Raw genomic sequence first — 22,313 nt, 5'->3', positions numbered from 1 at the left:
GTGCGCGAGGTGGATGGCAGCGATCGGTGACGATGAGTCAACTTGCGATGAGTCATGGTGAGTCCTCCGCTGTATCGCGCGCGCGTGAGCGCATCTCATGGCGATCGCGGCGTGGCGCAGATGCGGATGCCGGTGAACACGTCCCGACGCTCCCGCGTGTCGAGCGACCGGTTCTCCGACCTCATGCTGATGCCCTGCATGAAGAAGCACCCGCCGCGCGCGACGGGTACGCCTGCGCCCTCCGCTGCCGAGGTCCACTCCCAGGCATTGCCAGCCAGGTCGTGGACTCCGAACACGCTGTCGGAAGCAGGGTATGTGCCAACCTCATCAGGGCCGAAGCCGAAGAGGTTCCGGCCATAGGTCAGGTCGTGATTCGCCAGGTCGGCCTCCAGGCGCTCGCCCCAGGGGAACGGGCGGCCATCGGCGCCGCGCGCAGCGCGCTCCCATTCCCGCTCGTCACAAAGGCGCGCGCCGGGAACCCGGCCCGACCGGTCAAGCCAGGAGGCATAGGCGAGCGCATCGTCGAACGAGGCGCCGAGCACAGGGACGCGCAGCCACTCCTGGGTGGGCCGACGGTCGCGGCCCGGATACCGGATCGGCTCTCCGCTCGGAGCGACGATCGGGCGCGCCTCCGGCCCGAAGGCGAGCTGGTAGCCGCCGTCTGGCAGCTCCGATAGCGAGACGGTCATCCCGCCGCCGCGCGCCTCCGGCAACCGCTTTCGCCGCTCTTCCGGCGGCAGGGCGCGCAGGAAATCGATCCACTCGCCGAACGTGGTCTCGTTCTGCGCGATGAGGTAGGCGCCCGTCTCGACCGGGTGCCGCGGCTGGCTGAGGTAAAAGTCCCGCTGATCGACGCTGCCGTAAAGGAAGCGGCCCGGCGGCACGTAGGCGAAGCCGCGCGGAATGGCCGCCTCGGCCGGCAGGTCGAGCGCCACCCGCTGCACCTCGCCGCGACCGAGCACCATCGGCAGCCGGACCCGGGCCCGGCCAGGCGCCGCGAACGTGAAGACGACCGAGCCCGGGGCGATCCTCCGATCGGCGATCGGCGCCGCCCCCATCCGCTCGCCCCCGCCCGGCGCGTCGCGCCGCGCGCCATCGAGCACGGCGCGCTCCAGCGAGACCTCGGCGCCCGGCGGCGACGTCTCGATCGAGACCTGCGCAGGAGCATCCCAGCAGCCCTCGCGCCGGCGCTCATGGAGCCTGATCTGCCGCACGAGCTCGTCCCGCTCGACGATGCGCCCATCCTGGTCGGCCAGCGCGGCGCGCTCGCAGAGGGCGTCGGCGAGCAGGTCGCGCGCGTCCCTCCGGTCGCCGTCCTGCAGCACCACGAGCTCGAGGCGCCCCGAGGCGTCCGCGTAGGAGCGCTCCACCGCCGCGCCGCGGCGGCGCGCCTGCTCCCACGCCTGCTCCGCAGGTTCGCTCTGGCCGGCGTCGAATCGCGCGAACGCGCTGCGCCTCGCGGCGTCGAGCTCCGCGCGGGCTGCGCGCGCCTGCTCCAGCGAGCGCCGCGCCTCGTCGACGTGCCGGGTGAGATCGCGCTGCGCGGTGAGCCGCACGCCGAGGAACGTGAGCCCGATGAATGCCGGCAGGGCGAGCGCCGCTCCCCAGCGGGCGAGGCGCCGGCGCCGATCCGCCCGGCGCGACGCGGCCAGAAACGCCGCTTCGCGCCCCGGGAGCGAGGCCTCCTCGACCCCGGCCGCCGCCGAGAGAAGCCGCTCGCTCCAGAGGACGTCCGCGGCCCGCCCCGCCCGCTCCCACTCGGCGGCGGCGCGCTCGAGCTGCTGACGCAGCGCTCGCCCCTCGATGTCGCGCCCGATCCAGCCGCGCAGCGTGTCCCAGCCGGAGAGCAGCGCCTCGTGCGCGATGCCGTAGACCGAGCCCGCGCCCTCCTCGGCCTCGCGGGCGACGAGGAGCCGCCCCCGCACCAGGGCCGAGAGCGCCGCGCGCGCTCCCGGTGAAGCGCCGGCGGCGGAGAGCAGCTCCGCCTCGACGCGCCAGGCCCGCGCCCCCTCCGCCGTGACGAGCGCGAGGAGCATCGCCTGCGCGGCCGCGCGCTCGGGTGACGGCAGGCGCGCGAGCACCCCGTCCGCGTGCCGCGCGAGCGCGCCGCTCACGCCGCCGATGGCGTCGAGCACCGAGGCCGGGATCACCCCCCGCGCCTGGTCGCGGGCCTCCCAGAGCTCTCCCAGGGCGAACTGGAGCAGCGGCAGCCCGCCCTCGGCGTGCAGCGCCGCCTGCACCAGCGCCTCGACCACCGCCTCGGACTCGAAGGAGACGCCGTTCGCGGCGGCGGGGCCCGTCACGGCCTCTCGAAGTCGCTCGGCGGTGAGCGGGCGGAGCAGGTACAGCGCCCGCGAGATCGCCTCGCTGAGCCCAGGCAGCGCGGACAGCCGCGTGAGGAAGTCGCTGCGCGCCGTGGCCAGCACGCGCAGGCCGCCCGCCCCGTCGGCGAGCGCGCCGAGCGCCTCGGCCGTCGCCGCGGCCTCGCCCGGCGGCGCGTACGTGCAGAGCTCCTCGAGCTGGTCGATGAACAGCAGCACCTCGCCGTGGCGCCGCTGGAGCGCGCGCGCGAGCGCTCCCGGCTCGGCGCGGAGTCGCGCCGCGAGCGTGCCCACGTCCGTGATCGCGTCGCCCTCGAGCAGCGGCAGGAGCGCGGCGGCGAGGCTGTCGAGCGGATGCCGGCCCGGGGTCGCGGTGACGGCGGCGACGCGGGGCCCAAGCGCGCCATCGGCGATCGCGGGCAGCACGCCGGCGCGACAGAGCGACGACTTGCCCGTCCCCGAGTCGCCGGCGACGAGGAGGAAGGGCTCGGCCCGCAGCCGGTCGAGGATGGCGCGGACCTCGGCGCCGCGGCCGAAGAACAGGCGCCGGTGCGCGGCCTCGAACGCGAGGAGGCCGCGGTAGGGGTTGCCCTCGGGGAGGGGCGCCGGGCCGGCCTCGAGGGCGGCGAGCTGCTCGAGCGCCTCGCGGAGCGCGTCGCCGTCGGCGAAGCGCCGGGCAGGGTCTCGCGCGAGGCATCGATCCACGATGGCGGCGAGCCGGGGATCGACGCCGGGCGCGGCCTGCGCGAGCGGCGGAGCGTCGTTCTGGAGCGTCGCGCGGACGAGCGCGTGCGTCTCCAGGATCCCGTGAGGCGCCGCGCCGGCGCAGAGCTCGTAGATCACGATGCCCAGCGCGTAGACGTCGGCGCGCGGCGTCGGGACCTCGCCGCGCCAGATCTCGGGGGCCATGTAGAGCGGCGTCCCGACGATGTGCCGGCGGGGGGCGCCGAAATCCGTCGCCGTGCGCGTCGCGGTCGGGGGGCCGATGGCCGCCGGCGCTTCGACGGTGGCCGCTTGCGTCTTTGCGTGCGACAGCGGCGCGTCGGCGGTCGACCCCAGCGCGCCGCCACGGGCGCGCGGAGGCGGAGAGGGCGCGCCGCCGTCCGCCGTGGCCCCCGGGTCGGCGCTCGGGGCTCCGGGGCGCGCCGCGGCCCCCTCCGCCTCGGGCCCTGGCACGCCGGCAGGAGGGGGATCGTCCTCGGGCAGGAGCTCTGCCAGCCCGAAGTCGAGCACCTTCACCATGCCCTCTTCGGAGATCACCGCGTTGGCCGGCTTGATGTCGCGATGGAGCACGCCCCGGCGGTGCGCGGCCGCGACCCCGCGGGCGAGGTCGATCGCGATCGCCAGCGCTCGGCGAGGCGGCACCGGCTTCTCGATCGTGTCGAGGCTCTCCCCGCGGACGTACTCGGAGACAAGGAACGGCTGCCGCTGCACCTCGCTGACGCGGTGGATCGCGACGACGTTGGGGTGCGACAGCCGCGCGACGGCCCGCGCCTCGACGAAGAAGCGCGCGCGCGCCTCCACCGAGGGCGACTCCGCCGCGATGAACTTGATGGCCACGAGGCGGGTGAGCAGGCGATCTTCGGCGAGGTACACCTGGCCCATCGCGCCCTGCCCGAGGCGGCGGATGAGCCGGTATTCTTCGAACGCCTCCGGTGGTGACCACTCCCCGGAGCGCCGCTTCACGGCTGGCCCTTCACCCTGCGCGGGTCGATGCCGTACTGCTTGAGCTTCGAGGAGAAGGTCCGGATCGGCATGCTGATGAGGTCCGCCGCGCGCGTCTGCACCCCGCCGGCGGCGTCGAGCGCCTCCTGGATCCGCTGGCGCTCCAGGTCCTTGACCTCGTCGGCGAGCGGCCGGAACCGCGGGAGCGCGGCGGACGGCGGCACGGCGGCGGGCGGCGGGGCGCCCCCGGAGATCGGCGGCGGGGCCGACGCCCTCTCCGTCACGCGCTCTGGCAGGTCCCTCGGCTCGACCGCGTCGGTCTCCGCGGTGACGCTCGCGTATTCCATGGCGTTCTTGAGCTCGCGCACGTTGCCCGGGAACGGGTAGGCGACGAGCGTGCGCAGCGCGGCGTCGGAGAGGTGCAGCGGACGCCGCCCGGCCCGGGCGCACGCCTGATCGAGGAACAGGCGGGCCAGGATGGGGATCTCGCGCGGGCGGTGCCGGAGCGGCGGCAGCCGGACGACGCCCGCGCTCAGGCGGAAGAGCAGGTCCTGGCGAAAGCGGGCCGCGGCGCTCTCGGCCTCGAGATCGCGGTTTGTCGCGGCGACGATCCGCAGGTCGACCTCGCGCTCGCGCACGTCGCCGAGGCGCGTGAACCGCCGCGCCTCGATGGCGCGCAGCAGCTTGGCCTGCACCGCGAGCGGGAGCTCGCCCACCTCGTCGAGGAACAGCGTGCCGCCGTCGGCCCGCTCGAGCAGGCCGGGCTTGGCCGCCTTGGCGTCCGAGAAGGCGCCCTTCTCGTAGCCGAACAGCTCGCTCTCGACGAGCGACTCGGGGACGGCCGCGCAGTTCAGCGTGACGAGCGGCTTGCCCGCCCGCGCGGACCAGTAGTGGAGCGCGGCCGCGGCGTTCTCCTTGCCGGCGCCCGTCTCCCCGAGGACGAGCACGCTCAGATCGCTCGCCGCGAGGCGGCGGATCAGCTCGAACAGGCGGTTCATCGCGGGATCGGCGACGACGATGCGGGCGCTGCCGACGCTGTGCTCGATGGCGCTCTCGGCGGCGAGGGCGATCGCGCCGGGGCCTGCGATCGTGGCGGAGGCGCGCGCACCGCAGAGGAGCGTGTCGGCGTCGCACCCGTCCGCCGGATAGGCGGCGAGCCCCCCGCGCACGTCGCCCGCCACCGGCGCGAGCGCCGCGACGAGCTCGAGCGCCGCCGCGCGCGCCGCCTCGCCGCCGAGCTCGGGGAGCACGGCGACGAGCGCCGCGTCGCCGTTCCATGCGAAGACGTCGATGAGCCGGAGCGCCGCCGCGGCCTTGGCCTCGACGATCGAGCGACCGGGGATGGGGCCCAGCGCCACGACCAGCACGGCGAGAGGGCGCCCGTAGTCGCTGGCGCGCTGGAGCTCCTCGCCGAGCCGCTGACGGAGCCGGCCCGGCTCGACGGCGGCGTTGCTGACGGCGTGGGGCTCGCGCCAGAGCGTGAGGATGGTCTCGCCCACCATCACCACGTCGCCGGAGCAGAGCACGCGCGAGCCAGCGAGGCGGTCGCCGTTGACGAGCGTCCCATTGTGGCTGTTCTGGTCGGCGATGTGGACCTCGCCGTTCGAGACGACGATCCGCGCGTGCAGCCGGGAGACGCCGCGCGTTTCGATGCGGATGTCCGCCTCGGGCGAGCGGCCCACGAGCAGGACGCCGTCGCGCGGCAGATCGAGCCGGCGCGACGAGGCGCTGTCGATGACCAGCAGGTAGCGGGGAGCGCTGTCGTCGCCGCCAGCCTGATGTTCGATGATATCGACGGTCGTCGTACTCGCGGGCTTCGCGGTCGGTGGGCTCACGGCGGAGCTCCATCATAGAGCGTCGTGAGCTGCAAGAGCATCCAAGGCGGGCGCGCCGCGCCGGGAGGGTCGTCAGGGGGAGATCGGCGAATGGATTGGCAAAAGCGAGCGGGGCCGCCACGCGTCGGCGGCGGACGCGCGGCCATCGATGGCCACGACGCACCGGGAAGCGCGCCTTCGAGGATCCACGGCCTGCGGCCTGGCCATGTCGGCCGAGTCAGCGGTCTCTGCCGCGAGCGTGGCCGAGCTGGCCGGCAACTTCTGCCGCGACGCTGCTCCCGCCGGTCGGCGCAACGAGGGCGGCCCCCTTCGGTGTACAGATGATCGGTCGCGCAGTGTTGTTTTCGCACGAGGACGGAACGCAAGGGCGCGATTCGACAACGAGCGCGCGCAGCTTGCGGATCCCGTCGGAGCTCTCTGGTCCCTCGAAGCTCGGGGTCGGATGGAGGGGAGCCGTGTGATTCGAGGAGCCCTCCCGGCAGACGACCGATGCGTCGACCCACGATGTCCCGTGGCAGGCTGAAGATCTCGAGGGACGTGTCCTGACGATATCGACGCCGATGTAAAAAAACTCACAGTGCTCAATCGCTGGCTGCGTTCGGAGCTGGCGATCGGGCCTGCCTGAATGCGTTGAGCATGCGGGTGTCCCGGACGCGGAGGCTGCTGAGCGTGTTGACGTAGCCGGTTGCGCGGCCGGGAGGTGGCACCTGGGGCAGGCTGGACGACGGTTGCGCCCGGCAGCCCGCCTCCTTTACGCTGTCCGGCCCTGGGTCGAGCCGGATCCAGCCTCGCTGGAGCTCGCGCCGGAGAAACCCCGCGACGTGCCGCCTGCCGAACCGAAGGGGCCGCCACGCCCAAAGACGTCGATAGGTGAGAAGGGGCCGCCGCGCCTGAAGGCAGCAGGAGCGCCAAGCGCGACTGCGCAGCCGCCCCCGCCAAAGACCGACCCTCCGCACGACACAACCCTCTTTGAGTGGATCAAGTAAGCGCGCTCGGGCACGCGCGGTGCGCTGAAGCCTGCCTGGGCGCATCGAGTTGGCGGGGCCCCCGACGCGGAGGCTGCAGGACGAGTTGACGTCGCTGGTAGCGCGGCCAGGAGGTGGTACCTGTGGGGCAGGCCGGATGGCGGTTGCGTCCAGTCGCTCGTCTCCTTTACGCTATCGACACCTTGGTTGGAGAGCATTTCGGTCAAAAATACCGGGTTGTCCGCTTGCTCGGACAAGGGGGGATGGGCGCGGTCTACGAGGCCGAGCACGTCGAGACCGGGGAGCGCGTCGCGCTGAAGTGCATCGACGGAACCCTCGTCGTTCCGGGCAAGAACGGCCTCCAGCGCTTCCAGCGCGAGGTGAAGGCGATGAGCGCGATCGACACCGAGCACATGGTGCAGGTGCTCGACGCCGGGATGGATCCGGAGCGCAAGATCCCGTACATGGCGATGGAGCTCCTGGAGGGAGAGGACCTGCAGCACCTGCTCGATCGGGTCGAGTACCTCGAGCCCGACACCGCCCTTCGGATCGCGGCGCAGGTCTGTCTCGGCCTCGAGAAGGCGCACGAGGCGCGCATCGTTCACCGCGACATCAAGCCCGCCAACCTGTTCCTCAGCCGGCGCGGAGACGGCGAGATCGTCGTCAAGATCCTGGATTTCGGCATCGCCAAGATCAAGCCGGAGCCGAGCCAGGGCGGCCCGACCACGGGCCTCACGCGCACCGGAGGCATTCTCGGCTCGCCGCTTTACATGTCGCCCGAGCAGGCGCGGGGCCTCAGCGACATCGACTACCGCACCGACATCTGGTCGCTCGGCATGGTGCTCTATGCCGCGCTCGCGGGGGCGCTCCCGCATGGGCACATCGCCGCCTTCGGCGACCTGATCATGGCGATCTGCACGCAGGCGCCGCGCTCGGTCCAGGTGTTCGCGCCCTGGGTAGAGCCTCAGGTGGCCGCCGTGGTGCACCGCGCTCTGGGGCTCGACGCCAGCGATCGGTTCCCCACCGCCGCGGCGATGCTCGACGCGATCCGCCCGCTGCTGCCCGGCGGCTTTGCCCTGCGGGACGAGCTCCTCGTCCCCGCCAGCCCGGAGACCCGCGGCAGGGTCGCGGCGAGGCTATCGCTGATGCACGCTGCGGACGACGCGCACCGGCGGATCGCGCGCATCGTCGTGCAAGGAGGGATCGGCAGCGGGGACGACACGGTGACCGTGGAGGCCCCTGGGTCCGAGAGAGTCCCCGGGGCGGCGCGCGGGCCGGCCGACCGTGCGATGAACACGACGACGGCGGAGGCGAACACCAGCACGAGCACCACCGGTGACGGCGAGGCGAGCCCGCAGGCGCGGGACACGAGCGCTCCTGCAGCGCGCAGGTCACGGAAGGCGTCCACGGCGGTGGGGCTCGTGGCGGCCGCCGGAATCGCCGCCTTCGTGCTGGGCAGGTCGTGGCGCCAGGAGGAGAGCGCGCGCCTCAGCGATCTTGAGAAGAGCGCGGTCGGTGCGGTCGCGCCCGCGCCGCAGGCGCCGCCCGCGAGCGCACCGCCGCCGGCCGTCCAGCGGGGGAAGCTGCGCGTCGTACCAGCCGATGTGTCGGTCGAGATCGACAGGAGGCCGGCGGAGGTCCACGGCGGAGAGGTGGTGGTGGAGGGCGCGCCCGGGAGCAGGCTCCATATCCGGCTTGTCAAGGGGAAGGACGAGCTCACGGAAGAGGTGATCATGACGGATACCGGCCCAGCTCCCGCCTCGCTGCAGCTCGCGCCGGAGAAGCCGGGCCCCGCGGCGCCTCTGAGCACGAAGGCGCCCCCGCGCGCGAAGGCAGCGGGAGCGCCGAGAGCGACGGAGCGGCCGGCGCCCCCGACGACGGCCGCTCCGGAAGACACGTTGATCCCTGACAAGTTCAAATAGACCGCTCAGACACGCGGCCCGGAACGTGCAATGACCGTCGCGAGGAAGCCCCACGATGCGCGTTAGCAGGGCAGCAACGCTGGCGATGCTGATCGTTCCGGTGCTCCTCTCGCGGGCGATCGCGCTCGCCCAGCCTGTGCCGACTGCCAGCGAGAGCGCAGAGGACAGGAAGAGCGAGGCGGAGGCTCGCTTCTACAAGGCCAGAGAGCTCTACGCCGAGGGTGCCTTCAGCGCGGCGCTCGCGGAGTTCAAGGCATCGAGGGCGCTCCACCCCGGCGAGAGCGCCACGATGGGCGCGGCCACGTGCCTCAAGCGTCTCCATCGCTTCGACGAGGCGCTCGACCTGTTCGAGGCCGCGCTGCGCGACTTTTCAGACACCATGGAGGCCAAGACCAGGGCCGCTGTCCAGCGCGAGGTGGTCGAGCTGCGCGGCCTCGTCGGCACCGTCGACATCGAGGGCGCCGAGCCCGGCGCAGCGATCACCGTCGATGGGCAAAGCCGGGGTGAGTTCCCGCTGCTCGCGCCGCTCCGGGTCGCGGCGGGCAGCCACGGCGTGCGCGTTTACAAGGAGGGCTTCGAGCCGTTCGAGGCGCGCGTCGATGTCGCCGGCGGGCAGACCGCGCGCGTCTCGGCGCGCCTGCGCCGGCTGCGGCAGACGGGGACGCTCCAGGTCACCGAGGCGCACGGCTGGGAGCTGGAGGTGGTGGTCGACGGGATCGGCGTGGGCAACACCTCCGCGGCGCCGCTATCGCTACAGCTCGCGCACGGCAGGCACGTGGTGCTCCTGCGCGGCAAGGGGCGCCTGGGCACCGCGCCGGCGAACGTGATCGTTCGGCTGAACGAGGTCGAACCCCTGCGGCTCGAGGCCGAGGAGCTCGACGCTGAGCTGCGCATCGCGCCCGTGCCCGTGGACGCGCTGGTGTCGCTCGATGGCGTGGCCCTCGGCCGGGGCGCGTGGGAAGGCCAGATCCGCGCGGGCACGCACACCGTCGAGGTCGAGGCCGAGGGGTTCCTGCCCGAGCGGCGCGAGGTTTCGCTCGGGTTCTACGAGCGCGAAGTGCTGTCCGTGCTGCTCTCGAGCGACCCGGAGTCGCCCCTCTCGCCCTTCTGGCGCAAGCCGCCGCCGCCGCCGCCGCCGCAGCAGCAGCAGCAGCAGCAGCAGCAGCAGCCTTTCCTCGTGGAGATGGGCACGGCGGCGCTGATCGTGGAGAGCTTCGGGAGCGACTGCTATGGGACGTGCCGCCGTGGCGTCGGCGCCGGATGGTACGGCGCGCTGCGCGGCGGGTACGAGCGGAGCTCCGGACTGAGCTTCGGCATCTCGATCGGCGCGCTCTCGGCGACGCAGAAGATCAGCAACCGGAGCACCCCGCTGAACTTTGTCGGCGTACCTTCAAGAGACATCGATGCCGACGACGTGCTCATGCTCGATGGTCTCTTCCTGGGCACGTGGATCGGCTATGCGGTCGACGCGGGTCTTCCGATCCGCTTCCGGCTCGGCGCCGGCGGCCTGTTCGGGTCGATGTCGGATGAGCGGCGAGGCGACTTCTCCGCGAGCAATGGGGAGCGCTACGGGATAGGCACCTATGCGCAGACCCAGCCTGCCCGCTTCGTCTTCGTCACGCCCGAGCTGCGCGTGGGCCTGCCGCTCAGCCGGCACGTCGAGCTGAACGCCGGTCTGGAGCTGCCCGTGTTCTTCGCCGTGGCGCGGCCGAGGTGGCGTGAGGCGGAATGGGTCCACGCCGGGTCCGACGGCTATGGGCGGTTCAACGCCGATCCGCTGGTGAGCGGCGTTTTCGTCACCGTGGCGCCGACGGTGGGCGTTCGCTTCGAGCTCGGATGTTTGTAGGGAGGGATCATGCATTCACGGTGCTTGTCGAGGGAGGTGATGCTCGTCTCGTTCGTGCTGCTGCTGCTCGGCGCGCTTGCCGGATGCAGCGCCTGGGGCGAGTCGGCGCCGGGTTCGAGCGAGGCGCTGCGCGCTCGCTTCCCCGAGCAGGTGGCGCAGGTGCTCGAGGTGGGGGCGGGGTTCGTCGCCACCGGCGATGGGTTTGTCGGCCAGTCGCGGGGGGCGTTCGGCGGTTTCCGGCCCGCTAGCGAGCGGATCGAGGCGGTGCTGCCCGCGAAAGGCGAGGAGGGGCTGCGCTTCCGGGGGCCGAGGGGGTTTGAGATCACGGTGCGCGAGCTCGGCGCGGCGGGCGATGGGGCGATCGTGGGCGGCGCGCTGACGTACGCGCGGGCGGGAGGCGGGTCGTAACTGGACGGCGAACGCGGGCGGGGGCGCCGAGGAGTGATTGCTGCTGGAGGCGGGGGCGGTGTCGAGCGATGGGCCCGTCACCGTGTGGGAGGCGCAAGGGGCAGCGTTGCGGCAGCAGAGCGAGGCGGTGGAGGTGGTCGACCCATCCGGCAGGGCACGGCTCCGCGTGACCGCGCCACGGGCCTATGCAGAAGGGGGACGGCCCATGGCAATCCCCCGGAGCGAGCCCATGGGGACCTTGCTCGCAGATGGGACTGCGCTCGTGCTCGGCGGCCTCTGAGAAGGCGACATTCCCCTCGAGACCGCCGAGCGGTTCGAGCTCCTCGACAACGGCACGCTGTGCAGCCACGCGGCCGACTGCCAGAGCGGCTTCTGCGTCGACGGCGTCTGCTGCGACACAGCCTGCGACGCCGGCCCCTGCGATGTCTGCTCGGTCCGCACGGACATCACCTTCCCCTTCGGCGCCGAACAGCCCGGTAGGTGCGAGCTCTTGACGGGTCCGACGTGCGATGACGGCAATGCGTGCACCCGGACGGACTCCTGCCTGGCAGGGGTCTGCACCGGCGAGAACCCGGTCGTATGCCCTGCGGGGGACGCGTGCCGGGAAGCGAGCCAGTGCGATCAGCTCAGCGGGAACTGCCTTGCCAGAACGAACAAGGTAGACACCACCTCATGCGACGATGGCAATGACTGCACCGAGGAGGACTCCTGCACGGCGGGTGTCTGCGCGGGAGAGAAGGAGGTCAACTGCGCTTATCCTGAGTGCGCGCCTTACGTCTGCTTTGGGGCCTCGACGTCCTGCAGGACGACATGCGACTCGGTCAACGACTGCGCATCCGGGTACGTCTGCAATCGGGACCACGCCTGCGTCGATCCGCCTCCCGACTCGTACAACCTGGACAACACCGATTGCGCCCTCGCCTCACCCGGTGGCTCGGGAGGCTCGCCCTGGCCTCCTGCGGGGCTCTCGCTGCTCGCCCTTGGCGCGCTCGGCATCCGGCGCCGCAGCTCGCGGCCCCGCGCTCGCCGGAGCGTAGCGCGGACGAAGATCGAGCACGTCGCTGCAAAATCGGCCGCCTGACCGCCACACACGACAGCCCCCCGCCCCAGCCCATGGGCCTCCGGCCCCCGCCGACCGAGACGCCCCCCAAAACCCGCTCCCGCTTCAGCCCGCGCGAGCGCCCCGCCCCGGAAGCCCCACCTCGACAACCTGGCTCTCAGGCTCCCTTGCCTCGCCCTCCAGCTCCGCGGCCGCCGCCTCGCCGGCGCCCTCTTCACCCTCGCCCATGCGCCCCTCGTCCTCGGGCAGCTCGGCCCACGGCTGCGTGACCTGCGCTGGCCGCACCAGCGGCACCCACGGCCTCGGCCCCGCCGCCGCCATGCGCCCTTCCTCGGCCGCGATCTCCATCAGGCTCTCGCGGCTGATGCTCACCAGCTCGAGGCGCACCGCCTCCGGCATCGATCCCGCCCGCGCCGGCTCCGGCATCTCCGCCCCGATCGCCGCCAGGCTGTCCTCCCCCTCCCCCGCCGACCCCGCCCCCGCCCGGATCTCCGGCACCGACGGCACCGCCCCGCCGAGCTCTCGCCCGATGGCGTCGAGGCTCTCGCGCCCGAGCGTCGCCTCGCCGATCCGGATGTCCGGCAGGGACCCCGCAGGCCGCGCCGAGGCCACAGGCAACGGCGGCGCCTCACGCAGCAGCACCGGGTCCACCGGGCGCGCGAGCGACCGGGGCGGCCCCCCATTGGCGAGGAGGACCAGCCCCGCGACCGCGCTCCGCTTGCGGCCCGGCTGCGCCGGCGGCGGCGGGCGCCTCGAGGCCAGCGCCGGCGCCTCGCACACGACCGTGGCCCCGCCGATGGCCGCCGACACCTCGCGCACCTCGGCGACCGGCCGGCGCGCCGACAGAGGCGCCGCCTCCCCGCGCGGGCGCGACCGGGTGCGCCGCGGCGCGGCCCGGACCTGCCGCGACGCCGCCGGGGTCCCCTCGTCGATCTCGCGCAGGCCGCGCTCGATCGCGGACGCTACGTCCCGCCGGTCCGCCCACGTGGGCATCACCACGCAGAGGATCGACTCGGCGGCGACGCCGAAGTACACGTCGACGGGCGCCGCGCCCCCGTACGGCACCAGATCCTCGCGCCGCAGCTCCACGCACCCGAGCCGGCCCTGCTCCCCGAGGCCCAGCGCCGCCTCGACGATCTGGCTGCGGCCCTCCCTGGGCATGTCGTGCGGCACGCGCCGGGTCATGACCCGCCCCCGCCGGGTGATCACGAACGCGAAGTCCGCCCCCGCAGCCACGTAGGTTCGGTCCGAGATCGCATCGAGATCTACCACGCTCCCATCCTACCCGATCCAGGGCGCGATCGTCTCGGGATCATGCCTGTCCGCGCCTCGCCGCCCCCTCTCCGCCGCGGCGGAGGTGTTGTGTTGTGCGAGAGATCGACAGAGCCTCTGTTATTATACAGCGCTGCTATCAACCCAACCCGCGCGTCGCAAGCCCCCGCGTCCTGCTTCGTTCGCGCGCTTCGCCGCCTTCCCCGCGCGGCCGCCTCTCACGGCACGACGTGCAGCATCCCCATCATGCCCGCGTCGGCGTGATCGAGGATGTGGCAGTGGAACATCCACATCCCAGGCCGGTTGTCGTAACGCACCGCGAAGCGCGCCGCGCCGTCGACAGGCACGTTCACCGTGTCCTTCCACGCGAGCGGCCTCACCGGCCGACCATCGGCGCCGAGCACCTGGAAGAAGAAGCCGTGCAGGTGGAACGGGTGATCGAACTCCATCGTGTTCTCGACCGTCCACACCGCGGTCTCGCCCACCGCCGCCACGAGCGGCTCCGCCTCCCAGGAGGGCACGCCGTTGATGCCCATCACGAGGTCGCCCGGGCCGTCCTCCCGCGTGAGCTGCAGATCCACGCGCCTCGCCCCCGCCGTGTCGAGCGCCTCGATGCTCCGCCCGATCTCGGGGAGCGGAACGCCCTCGGCCAGGGGCTCGTCCGCGAGGCGCAGCCGGAAGGCCTCGACCTCGGGCCTCCCGAACGTCGCGCCATAGCCGCGATCGTAAGGCACCCAGCGCACCGACAGCGCCGATCCCGGCGCGCCGCGCGGCGTCACGAGCACGTCGGCGCGCTCGCCGGGGGTGAGCAGGATCCTGTCCTCCTCGACCGGGTGCTCCAGGAGCCCGCCGTCGCCGCCGATGCGGGTGAAGTGGTGATCCGTGATCAGGAGCTGGTAATAGCGGGACTTGGCCGCGTTGACGATGCGCCACCGCTGCCGGAGCCCGGCGCGCGCCCCGATCACCGGGTCGACGCGCCCGTTCACGAGCAGGATGTCGCCCTCACGCCCGAACAGCGTGCCGAGATTGCCGCCCGACTCCGGATCCTCGAGCGAGCCGTCGTCGCGCAGGCTGATGTCGCTCAGCACGAGGACGAGCTCGTCGCCGAGATCCGCGGGCTCGTCCGGATCCTCGACGAGCAGCGGACCGTAGAGGCCATTGCCCTCCTGCACCGCGGAGTCGACGTGCGGGTGGTACCAGTAGAGCCCCGCGTCCGGCACCACGAAGTCGTACGTGAAGCCGCCGCCCGGCGGCGTCTCGGGCTGGCTGTGCCCGGGCGCGCCATCCATCTCCGCCGGCAAGCGCACGCCGTGCCAGTGGACCGTCGTGGGCGCCGCCAGCTCGTTGCGGAGGTGCACGATCACGCGATCTCCCACCCGGGCGCGGATCAGCGGGCCGGGGAGACCGCCGTTGTACGTCCAGGTGGGCGTCTTCTTGCCGGCCACGATCTCCACGTCCTCGACGCGCGCCGTCAGATCGACCTCGACCACCCCCGGCCTCGCGTCGAGATCGCGCGCCGGCATCAGCGCCACCGCGCTGTCCCACCCCTCGGGCTGTGACGGAGGCTCGGCCGCACACCCGATCACGGCGACGGCGAGCCAGAGGCTCACGAAAGGACAAGCAGAGCGCTCGAGCGGCATATCGCGGGAGCGGATCTTACCACCGTCCAGCGGAGAAACCCCGTGCTTTCGCGGGCTTCGCGGCAGGTCAGCGAGATCAGCTCACGCGCGGCGCGGCCTCGGGCGGGTCCTCGATGGCGGGCGCCGCCGCCTCCTCGCGGCGCAGGTGGCTCTCGCCGCGGCGCGCGGCGAACGCCGCGGAGAAGACCTCGTCGACCTCCGGGCGCTCGGGCGCGTCGTACAGGAACCACGCGCCCTGCACGCGCTCCGGCGTCACGTCGAGGACCGCGTACCCGCGGCGCCACAGGTCGACGTACTTGACGTGCGGGTTCGCGAGGAACAGCGGCTCGGCCGTCCGAGCCTGCTCCTCGGTGAGCAACGGCGAGGTGATCCCCGGCACCGCGATCTCGACCGCCAGCGCGCCCCTGCCCGTCGCGGCGTCGTACCGCGCCGGATCGAGCGGCGCCGGCGCGAGATCGATCGCCCACGACGCGTGTGTATCGCCGCTGAGCACGACGACGTCGCACACGCGCTCCTCGGCGAGGAGATCGAAGAAGCGCTGGCGCGCCGCCGGGTAGCCGTCCCACGCGTCCGTGTTCAGGTCCTGCGGGAGCTGGGCCATCAGGACCTGCTGACCGATGATCTTCCACGCCGCCGTCGACCCCGCGAGCTCCGCGCGCAGCCACGCCTCCTGATCGCGCCCGAGGATCGTCCGCGCCGGCGCCTCGATCGCCCCGCGGTCGCTCGGGTCGGCCTGCAGGTCGCGCCCCCAGCAGCGCGTGTCGAGCAGGAACAGGTCGACGAGATCGCCGTAGCGCAGCGCGCGCCAGATCCGCCCGGCGTCGCCCGGGTGCTCCCGGATCGGCATCCACTCCGCGTAGGCGCGCTGCGCGACCGCCCTGCGCTCCTCCCACGCCCCCTCGATGGCCGGCGTGTGGTTTACGGCGCCGCCCTTCCAGGTGTTGTTCGCCAGCTCATGGTCGTCCCAGACCGTGATGAACGGGTGCTGCTGGTGAGCCGCCTGGAGATCCCCGTCGCGCCGGTACTGGGCATAACGCGCGCGGTAGTCGGCCAGCGTCACGATCTCGTGCGCGGGCTCGCAATGCCGCGCGCTCCCGTACTGGCCATCACCGAATTCGTAGATGTAATCGCCGAGGTGGATCACCGCGTCGAGATCGAGGCGCGCGGCGATGTGCCGGTACCCGTGGAACAGCCCGTGCGCGTAGCTCGAGCACGACGCGACGGCGAAGCGCAGCCGCCCCGCGCGGCCGCGCGGGGCCGTCCTCGTGCGCCCGACAGGCGACGATCCGCCGAGGGCGATGAACCGGTAATAATAGGTCTTCCCCGCGTCGAGCCCGCCGGCGTCGACCTTGACCGTGTAATCGCGCTCCTCGTCCGTCAGGAGCGCTCCGGAGCCCACGATCCGGGTGAAGGCGGCGTCGAGCGCGATCTGCCATGTCACCGCCGCCGCCCCCGCCGCCGCGGGCGTCACGCGCGTCCAGAGGATGACGGCGTCCGGCAGCGGATCCCCGCTCGCCACGCCATGACGGAATACCGCCTTCGACAGCTCGCTGGCGGGCGACGGGACATCCCCCGACGCCGGCAGCGGTCCGTCGCCGTCCGGCGCGGCGCCCCAGCCGCCCGACAGCCCGGGGAGCGCGGCGAGGCTGAACATGGAGACGCTGCAAAGGAGTTTTCGCCGGGCCATCGACATGCTCTCGCCCCCTGTCGACCGCGTGCAGTGTGCTGCGTATGACGCACGCACCGCACGCCCGGCAAGCGGAAACGAGCGCTGTAACGCGGGCGTCGCGCCGCGCCCTCAGCGACGTTCGTTTCGGGCGGCCCGGCGCCGACTCAGATGTTGCGCCCGACCACGTCGAGCAACGCGACGAGATCGACAGGCTTCTTCAAGATGTCGACAGATCCGAGCTCGGTGACCCGCGGCGCCGCCCCCGCCGTCAGCACGACAACGGGGACGTCGGAGATCTCGGGCGTGCGCAGCTGCTCTGCGCGGAACGCGTATCCGTCCATCCCCGGCATCATCAGATCGAGCACGATGACCGCCGGCGTCGGCACCTCGCGGAGCCTGGCCAGCGCTTCCGCGCCGTCCGCGGACGTCATCACCTCGTATCCCTCGTCGCGCAGGACGGTCACGAGCGCGTCGCAGACGCCTGGGTCGTCCTCGATGATGAAGACCGTCTTCCGTCGCGCGGGGACCTGCTCCGCCAGCCTCCGCCCCATCGCGCCCGGAGGCGTGCTCGGCGGATCGCCCCGCTCGGCGCCGCTCCCCGCCACGGGAGCGCACGGGACGTCGACGCCATCGCCCCCGCGCAATCCGCTCCGGCCCATCAAGGAACCCATAAAACGTGGAGCCGCGGCGCGCAATTTGAATCGCGCCGCGCGCCATGCGTCGGCGTCGGCGTCATTGATGATTGCAGAGCCTGCCAGCGCGTTGGACAGGCCCTTCTTGGCGATGCCTCGACGGTGCGCACGGCGAGCTCGTCCGGCACGCGCGCCATGTGGAGGAGCGTTCCGGCCGTGATCACGGCGGTATGAGGGCTGCATGCGTGCTCAGCATGAAGGTTGCCGTGATCTTCTATTCTCTCTATGGCGGCACCGCCGCGCTCGCGGCCGCGGTCGCGCAGGGCGCCGAGCAGGCCGGGGCGCTCGTGCGGCTCCGGCGCGTCGCCGATCTGGGGGCGACCGAGGATCGGTGGAGGGCGGCGAATGAGCGGATCCGTGCCGCCCGGGAACACCTCACCTCCGTCCCGCTGGCCCAGAAAGACGACCTCTTCTGGGCGGACCGCATCGCCATCGGCTCGCCCGCGCGTTATGGCGCGATGTGCGCGGAGATCCGGCGCTTCCTCGACGGATCGAGGCAGCCCGCGGGAGATCTCGCCGGCAAGGTGGTCTCCGTGTTCTGCTCGCCGTCGGCGGTCCATGGAGCGCAGCGCGCGGCGCTCCAGGCAACGCTCGCCTCCCTCGTCGGCCATGGAGTCCTGGTCCAGGCCCCGGCCTGCATGGATCTGGCGCAGGCGAGCAAGACGGCGCGGCGCGACGGCCCGCCTCGGGCGAGCCCGGACGACGCGCCGGCGGAGCTCGATCTCGGGCCGGCGCGCGCCCTCGGCCGCAGGCTCGCGCTGTTCGAGAGCAGGACCCACGGGTAGGCGCGGAGAGCCGGCCGCACCGTCGGGCTGTGCCGTTGACAGCGCCGGCGCGGCCGGCCCTGGAGTCCCGGACAACCGCGCAGCAAATCAGCAAACGTCAGCCTCTACTTCGGCGCTCGCGTACAGCGCGTCCGCGATCGGCTGTTACACCTGCGGTGATACCTCGCTACTGGTCATCACCGATGGATCGTCAGGCAGGGCCCGAGCCGGGTCGCCGACGGCCACCTCAGCCGTAGACAGGAGAGAGCTCAGCGAACCATGAGCGCACATGCTCACCGCAAGAACTACCATCCTTCGCCGCGGCGCGAAGGTAGGATCAGGAGCTGGAGGCATTCTCCGAGGACGACCGCGCAGCTGACACCCGCGCACGCGGCGCCCAGCCGGCCGACCTGCGCGGAGCGGCTCCGGTTCTTCCTTCGTGTAGGCACCTATTTCAAGGGTGAGTGGGCGCGCCTCGGCGCGCTCGCCGTGCTGGTCTGCGTCTCCATCGCGATCAGCCTGCTCCAGGTCTGGCCCGTCGCCGTGATCGTGGATCTCATCTCGACAGGGCCGCGCCAGGGAGACTTCGTCCATCGCATCCTGCTCGCCCCGCTCCCGGACAGCCTGCTCGGCCGCGTCCTCGGGCTCGCGGCGATCACGCTCGTCCTCCGCGTGGCGCAGGAGTTCGTGGGCATGGGCCGCACCCTGCTCAACTTCCGCATCGGCTACGGCGGGCTCACCCGCGTGCGGCGCGACGTGTACCGGAAGCTCCAGGCCCTCCATATCGGCTACCACCGGGCCCAGCCGCAGGGGGACGCCCTCTACCGGCTCAACCAGGACGCGTCCGGGTTCCACGGCATCCTCAACGTGGCGGTCGCGGTGATGGGGAGCGCGCTGACGCTCGCCGTGATGATCTGCATCATGGCCTCGCGCAGCCCGGAGCTCACGCTCCTCGCGCTGGCGGTCGTGCCGCCGCTGCTCCTCACGAACGCCAAGTTCGGGCGCGTGCTGCACAAGAAGTGCACCGAGGCGAAGGAGGTCGAGAGCAAGTTCGCGACGTCCGTGCAGCGCTCGATGGCGTCGATCGGCCTCGTCCAGGCGTTCGGCCGCGAGGCGGACGAGGAGGCGCGCTTCCACACGACGCTGCGGAACAGCGTGAAGGCGTGGCTCCGGCTCCACCACGACGAGCTCCTCCACACGCTCTCCATGGGCTCGATCCTCGGGCTCGGCGGCGCGCTCGTGCTCGGCTACGGCGGCTACCTCATCGTCCAGGCCAAGGCGGGCGGCGGCGAGGCCGGCATGACGCTGGGCGCGCTGACGGCGTTCCTCGGCTACCTGGGGATGCTCTACGACCCGCTCTGCAAGCTGACCGGCGCCGGCGCCGCGGTGCAAGGCGGCGTCGCGGGCGCGCAGCGCGTCTTCGAGGTGCTGGACCGCGATCAGGCGGTCGTCGACGAGCACGACGCGGCCGCCCTCCCGCCGCAGCCGCGCGCGCTCTCGCTCGATGGCGTCGGCTTCGAGTACCGCCAGGGGCACCCGGTGCTGCGCGGGGTCGACGCGACGATCCGGCCGGGCGAGATGGTCGCGTTCGTGGGCTCGGTCGGCGCCGGCAAGACGACGCTGCTCGGCCTGCTGCCGCGCTTCCACAACCCGACGCAGGGCGCGCTGCGCCTCGACGGCATCGACACGCGCGCGGTCCGCGTGGCCGACCTGCGCCGGCACATCGCGCTCGTCCTCCAGGACAGCATCCTCCTGCCCGCGACGATCGCGGAGAACATCGCCTACGGCCGCCCCTCCGCGACCGACGCCGAGATCCGGAGGGCGGCCGAGATGGCGGGGGCGGCCGGCTTCATCGAGGCGCTGCCGGACGGCTACGCGACGGAGATCGTCGACGGCGGGCTCAACCTGTCGACCGGCCAGCGGCAGCGCATCGCTATCGCGCGCGCGCTGCTGACGGACGCGCCCATCCTTGTGATCGACGAGCCGACCGACGGGCTCGACGCCGAGCACGAGCGGACCATCGGCGAGGCGCTGCGGGCGCTCAAGGGAAAGCGGACGATCGTCCTCTTGAGCCACCGCCTGAGCACGGTCGTCGACTGCGACCAGATCTTCGTGATGGAGCGCGGCCGCATCGTCGAGCACGGCGCGCACGCGGAGCTCCTGCGGCGGGGCGGCGTCTACACAAAGATGGCGCGCTGGCAGCACCTCCACACCGGCTACCCCGCCGCGACAAAGAGCAGCCCGCGCCGCGTGCAGCCGGCGCCGTCGCCCGACGCGTATCGCAGCGAGGACGACAGCTGGGCCGAGGGGCTGATGGGCTGAGCAGAACGTAAGCCCGACGTGAACCCGACGTGAACCCGACGTGAAACGTGAACCCGACGTGAGCTGAACGTACGCAGAACGTTCGCAGAGCACGGCGGCGGCGGAGGCGGAGCCGCCCGGACGGCGGCGCGCGCGGCGGACGCCAGCGCGCGCCGCCGTCGCGCTTTTGGGCGTCGTCTGCCGCCACGAGGCGGCGGGGACGTGATAGAGCACAGGGGGCGCGCGCGCCGCGCCTTCGCCGGATCGCCATCGATGCTGCGGGCCACGAACATCGACAGCTTGAGCCGGGAGACGTTCGACGTCCTCGTCCTCGGCGCCGGGATCAACGGCGCCGTCGCGGCGGCGGCGCTCGCCGCGCGGGGCGCGAGGGTCGCGCTGATCGACCGCGGCGACTTCGCCGGATTCACCAGCCAGGAGTCGTCGAACCTCGCCTGGGGCGGCATCAAGTACATGGAGAGCTTCGAGTTCCCGCTCGTGCGGAAGCTCTGCACGTCGAGGAACCTCCTCCTCAGGAGCTACCCGTCATCGGTGCAGGAGATCCGGTTCTACACCGCGCACGAGCGGGGCTTCCGCCACGGGCTCTTCAAGCTCTTCCTCGGCACCTGGCTCTACTGGATCATCGGCAGCTTCTTCACGCGGATCCCTCGCCTGCTCTCCCGCCGGACGATCGCCCGGGAGGAGCCGATCATCCATCTGGACGGCTGCGACGGAGGATTCGAGTACTCCGACGCGTACCTCGTCGACAACGACGCGCGGTTCGTCTGGGGCTTCGTGCGCGCGGCGCTCGATCAGGGCGCGCGGGCGGCCAACTACGTCGAGTCGCTCGGCGCGCGGCGCGAGGGGGGCGCGTGGATCACGCGCGCCCGCGACGTCCTGTCGGGCAGGGAGCTCGTCATCCGGTCGCGCGTGCTCGTGAACGCCTGCGGGCCGTTCGTGGACGCGCACAACGAGCTGACGGGCCAGCGGACGAGCCACCGCCACATCTTCTCGAAGGGCATCCACCTCATCGTGGACCGGCTCACCCCGAGCCGGCGGGTGCTGACGTTCTTCGCGGACGACGGCCGGCTGTTCTTCGTGATCCCGATGGGCCAGAGGACGTGCATCGGCACGACCGATACCCGCGTGGAGGGCCCGCGCACGGCGGTGACGCCCGAAGATCGCCGCTTCGTGCTCTCCAACATCAACAAGCGCCTCAACCTGCCCCGCCCCCTGACCGAGGCGGACATCATCGCGGAGCGCTGCGGGGTGCGCCCCCTGGCGGTCGAGGGCGGCGGAGGCGGCGAGGACTGGCTGCAGCTCTCGCGCAAGCACGCCCTCGAGGCGGACCGGGAGCAGGGCCACGTGAGCATCTTCGGCGGCAAGCTCACAGACTGCATCAACGTGGGCGACGAGGTCTGCGCCGCCGTGCAGCGGCTCGGCGTCGCGCTGCCCCGCCCCGCGCAGCGCTGGTATGGCGAGCCGGGCGAGGAGGTTCGTCAAGAGTTCTTCCACAAGGCGCGCCAGCTCGATCTCGACGCGCTGACGCAGCCGCGCGCCTCGGAGAAGCTCAGCACGCGCCTGTGGCGTCGCTATGGCGCCCAGGCGCTCGGGCTCCTGGAGGACATCCGGCGCGACCCGAGGATGGCCAACCCGCTCATCGAGGGGGCGGACGACCTGCGCTGCGAGATCGCGTATGCCGCAAGGCACGAGATGATCGCGAGGCTCGAGGATTTCCTGCGGCGTCGCACGAAGATCGCGCTCTTGCTCCGCCGGGAGGCGCTCGCGAGGTCGCCCGGCCTCCGCGAGGCGTGCGGGCTCCTCTTCGGCGACGAGGCCGACAGGCGGCTGGAGGAGTACTTCCAGGAGCACGGCGCCGGGCGCCTCGCGGAGGGGCGTTTGCCCGCCGCGGCGCTGCCGGTCAGGTAGGGGCGCGCCCCGGCAGCGGATCAGGGC

General features: G+C 72.6%; 13 protein-coding genes. 7 read left to right on the top strand and 6 right to left on the bottom strand.

Annotation, left to right across the window (positions count from 1 at the left end; genetic code table 11):
* Positions 1-95: 95 nt before the first annotated feature.
* Together WME90_RS06975 and WME90_RS06970 are read right to left on the bottom strand one after the other, a co-directional pair.
* Positions 96-4,007 carry an nSTAND1 domain-containing NTPase gene (locus WME90_RS06975; protein ID WP_437280289.1) on the bottom strand — a complete coding sequence of 1,304 codons (3,912 nt, stop codon included), beginning with the start codon at positions 4,005-4,007 and terminating at the stop codon, positions 96-98.
* On the bottom strand, positions 4,004-5,821 hold the full coding sequence (locus tag WME90_RS06970; RefSeq protein ID WP_437280288.1) for a sigma 54-interacting transcriptional regulator: 1,818 nt from the start codon (positions 5,819-5,821) through the stop codon (positions 4,004-4,006). Before WME90_RS06970 ends, WME90_RS06975 begins: the two co-directional genes overlap by 4 nt.
* A gap of 1,099 nt (positions 5,822-6,920) precedes the next feature.
* Here WME90_RS06970 and WME90_RS06965 point away from each other — a divergent pair.
* From WME90_RS06965 to WME90_RS06950, 4 genes are all read left to right on the top strand, one after another.
* Positions 6,921-8,708: a protein kinase domain-containing protein gene (locus tag WME90_RS06965; RefSeq protein ID WP_437280287.1), complete on the top strand. Its 1,788-nt coding sequence runs from the start codon at positions 6,921-6,923 to the stop codon at positions 8,706-8,708.
* A gap of 55 nt (positions 8,709-8,763) precedes the next feature.
* Positions 8,764-10,554 (top strand): PEGA domain-containing protein, encoded by a 1,791-nt coding sequence (locus tag WME90_RS06960; RefSeq protein ID WP_437280286.1) that lies wholly within the window; start codon positions 8,764-8,766, stop codon positions 10,552-10,554.
* A gap of 39 nt (positions 10,555-10,593) precedes the next feature.
* On the top strand, positions 10,594-10,962 hold the full coding sequence (locus WME90_RS06955) for a hypothetical protein (protein ID WP_437280285.1): 369 nt from the start codon (positions 10,594-10,596) through the stop codon (positions 10,960-10,962).
* Between the two features lie 490 nt (positions 10,963-11,452).
* Positions 11,453-12,043: a hypothetical protein gene (locus tag WME90_RS06950; RefSeq protein ID WP_437280284.1), complete on the top strand. Its 591-nt coding sequence runs from the start codon at positions 11,453-11,455 to the stop codon at positions 12,041-12,043.
* Positions 12,044-12,127: 84 nt separating this feature from the next.
* Here WME90_RS06950 and WME90_RS06945 read toward each other — a convergent pair whose 3' ends face one another.
* From WME90_RS06945 to WME90_RS06930, 4 genes are all read right to left on the bottom strand, one after another.
* The gene (locus WME90_RS06945; RefSeq protein ID WP_437280283.1) at positions 12,128-13,294 is read right to left on the bottom strand and encodes a hypothetical protein; all 1,167 of its coding nucleotides are present in this window, start codon (positions 13,292-13,294) and stop codon (positions 12,128-12,130) included.
* Positions 13,295-13,512: 218 nt separating this feature from the next.
* On the bottom strand, positions 13,513-14,904 hold the full coding sequence (locus WME90_RS06940) for a multicopper oxidase family protein (RefSeq protein ID WP_437280282.1): 1,392 nt from the start codon (positions 14,902-14,904) through the stop codon (positions 13,513-13,515).
* 106 nt (positions 14,905-15,010) lie between these two features.
* The gene (locus WME90_RS06935; protein ID WP_437280281.1) at positions 15,011-16,588 is read right to left on the bottom strand and encodes an alkaline phosphatase D family protein; all 1,578 of its coding nucleotides are present in this window, start codon (positions 16,586-16,588) and stop codon (positions 15,011-15,013) included.
* Positions 16,589-16,767: 179 nt separating this feature from the next.
* A complete protein-coding gene (locus tag WME90_RS06930; protein WP_437280280.1) occupies positions 16,768-17,262 on the bottom strand; it encodes a response regulator in 495 nt (164 codons plus the stop codon).
* 239 nt (positions 17,263-17,501) lie between these two features.
* Between WME90_RS06930 and WME90_RS06925 the strand changes: the two genes are divergently transcribed.
* The 3 genes from WME90_RS06925 to WME90_RS06915 all read left to right on the top strand — a co-directional run bounded on the left by WME90_RS06925 (position 17,502) and on the right by WME90_RS06915 (position 22,286).
* Complete coding sequence (locus WME90_RS06925; protein ID WP_437280279.1) at positions 17,502-18,080, top strand: NAD(P)H-dependent oxidoreductase; 579 nt, start codon at positions 17,502-17,504, stop codon at positions 18,078-18,080.
* Between the two features lie 258 nt (positions 18,081-18,338).
* Positions 18,339-20,381, top strand: a complete 2,043-nt coding sequence (locus tag WME90_RS06920; RefSeq protein ID WP_437280278.1) for an ABC transporter ATP-binding protein — start codon at positions 18,339-18,341, stop codon at positions 20,379-20,381.
* A 252-nt stretch (positions 20,382-20,633) separates the two neighbouring features.
* Positions 20,634-22,286 carry a glycerol-3-phosphate dehydrogenase/oxidase gene (locus tag WME90_RS06915; protein ID WP_437283571.1) on the top strand — a complete coding sequence of 551 codons (1,653 nt, stop codon included), beginning with the start codon at positions 20,634-20,636 and terminating at the stop codon, positions 22,284-22,286.
* The last annotated feature ends 27 nt before the right edge of the window (positions 22,287-22,313 follow it).

The organism is Sorangium sp. So ce375 (genome assembly GCF_051473855.1).
In the GTDB taxonomy this organism is placed as follows: Bacteria; Myxococcota_A; Polyangia; order Polyangiales; family Polyangiaceae; genus Sorangium.
This window is presented reverse-complemented; position numbering and strand designations above follow the sequence as displayed.

Coding starts and splice junctions, on each gene's coding strand:
- WME90_RS06960 (WP_437280286.1), top strand. CDS start 8,764: ATGCGCGTTAGCAGGGCAGCAACGCTGGCGATGCTGATCGTTCCGGTG.
- WME90_RS06955 (WP_437280285.1), top strand. CDS start 10,594: ATGCTCGTCTCGTTCGTGCTGCTGCTGCTCGGCGCGCTTGCCGGATGC.
- WME90_RS06935 (WP_437280281.1), bottom strand. CDS start 16,588: ATGTTCAGCCTCGCCGCGCTCCCCGGGCTGTCGGGCGGCTGGGGCGCC.
- WME90_RS06930 (WP_437280280.1), bottom strand. CDS start 17,262: ATGGGCCGGAGCGGATTGCGCGGGGGCGATGGCGTCGACGTCCCGTGC.
- WME90_RS06920 (WP_437280278.1), top strand. CDS start 18,339: ATGAGCGCACATGCTCACCGCAAGAACTACCATCCTTCGCCGCGGCGC.
- WME90_RS06915 (WP_437283571.1), top strand. CDS start 20,634: ATGCTGCGGGCCACGAACATCGACAGCTTGAGCCGGGAGACGTTCGAC.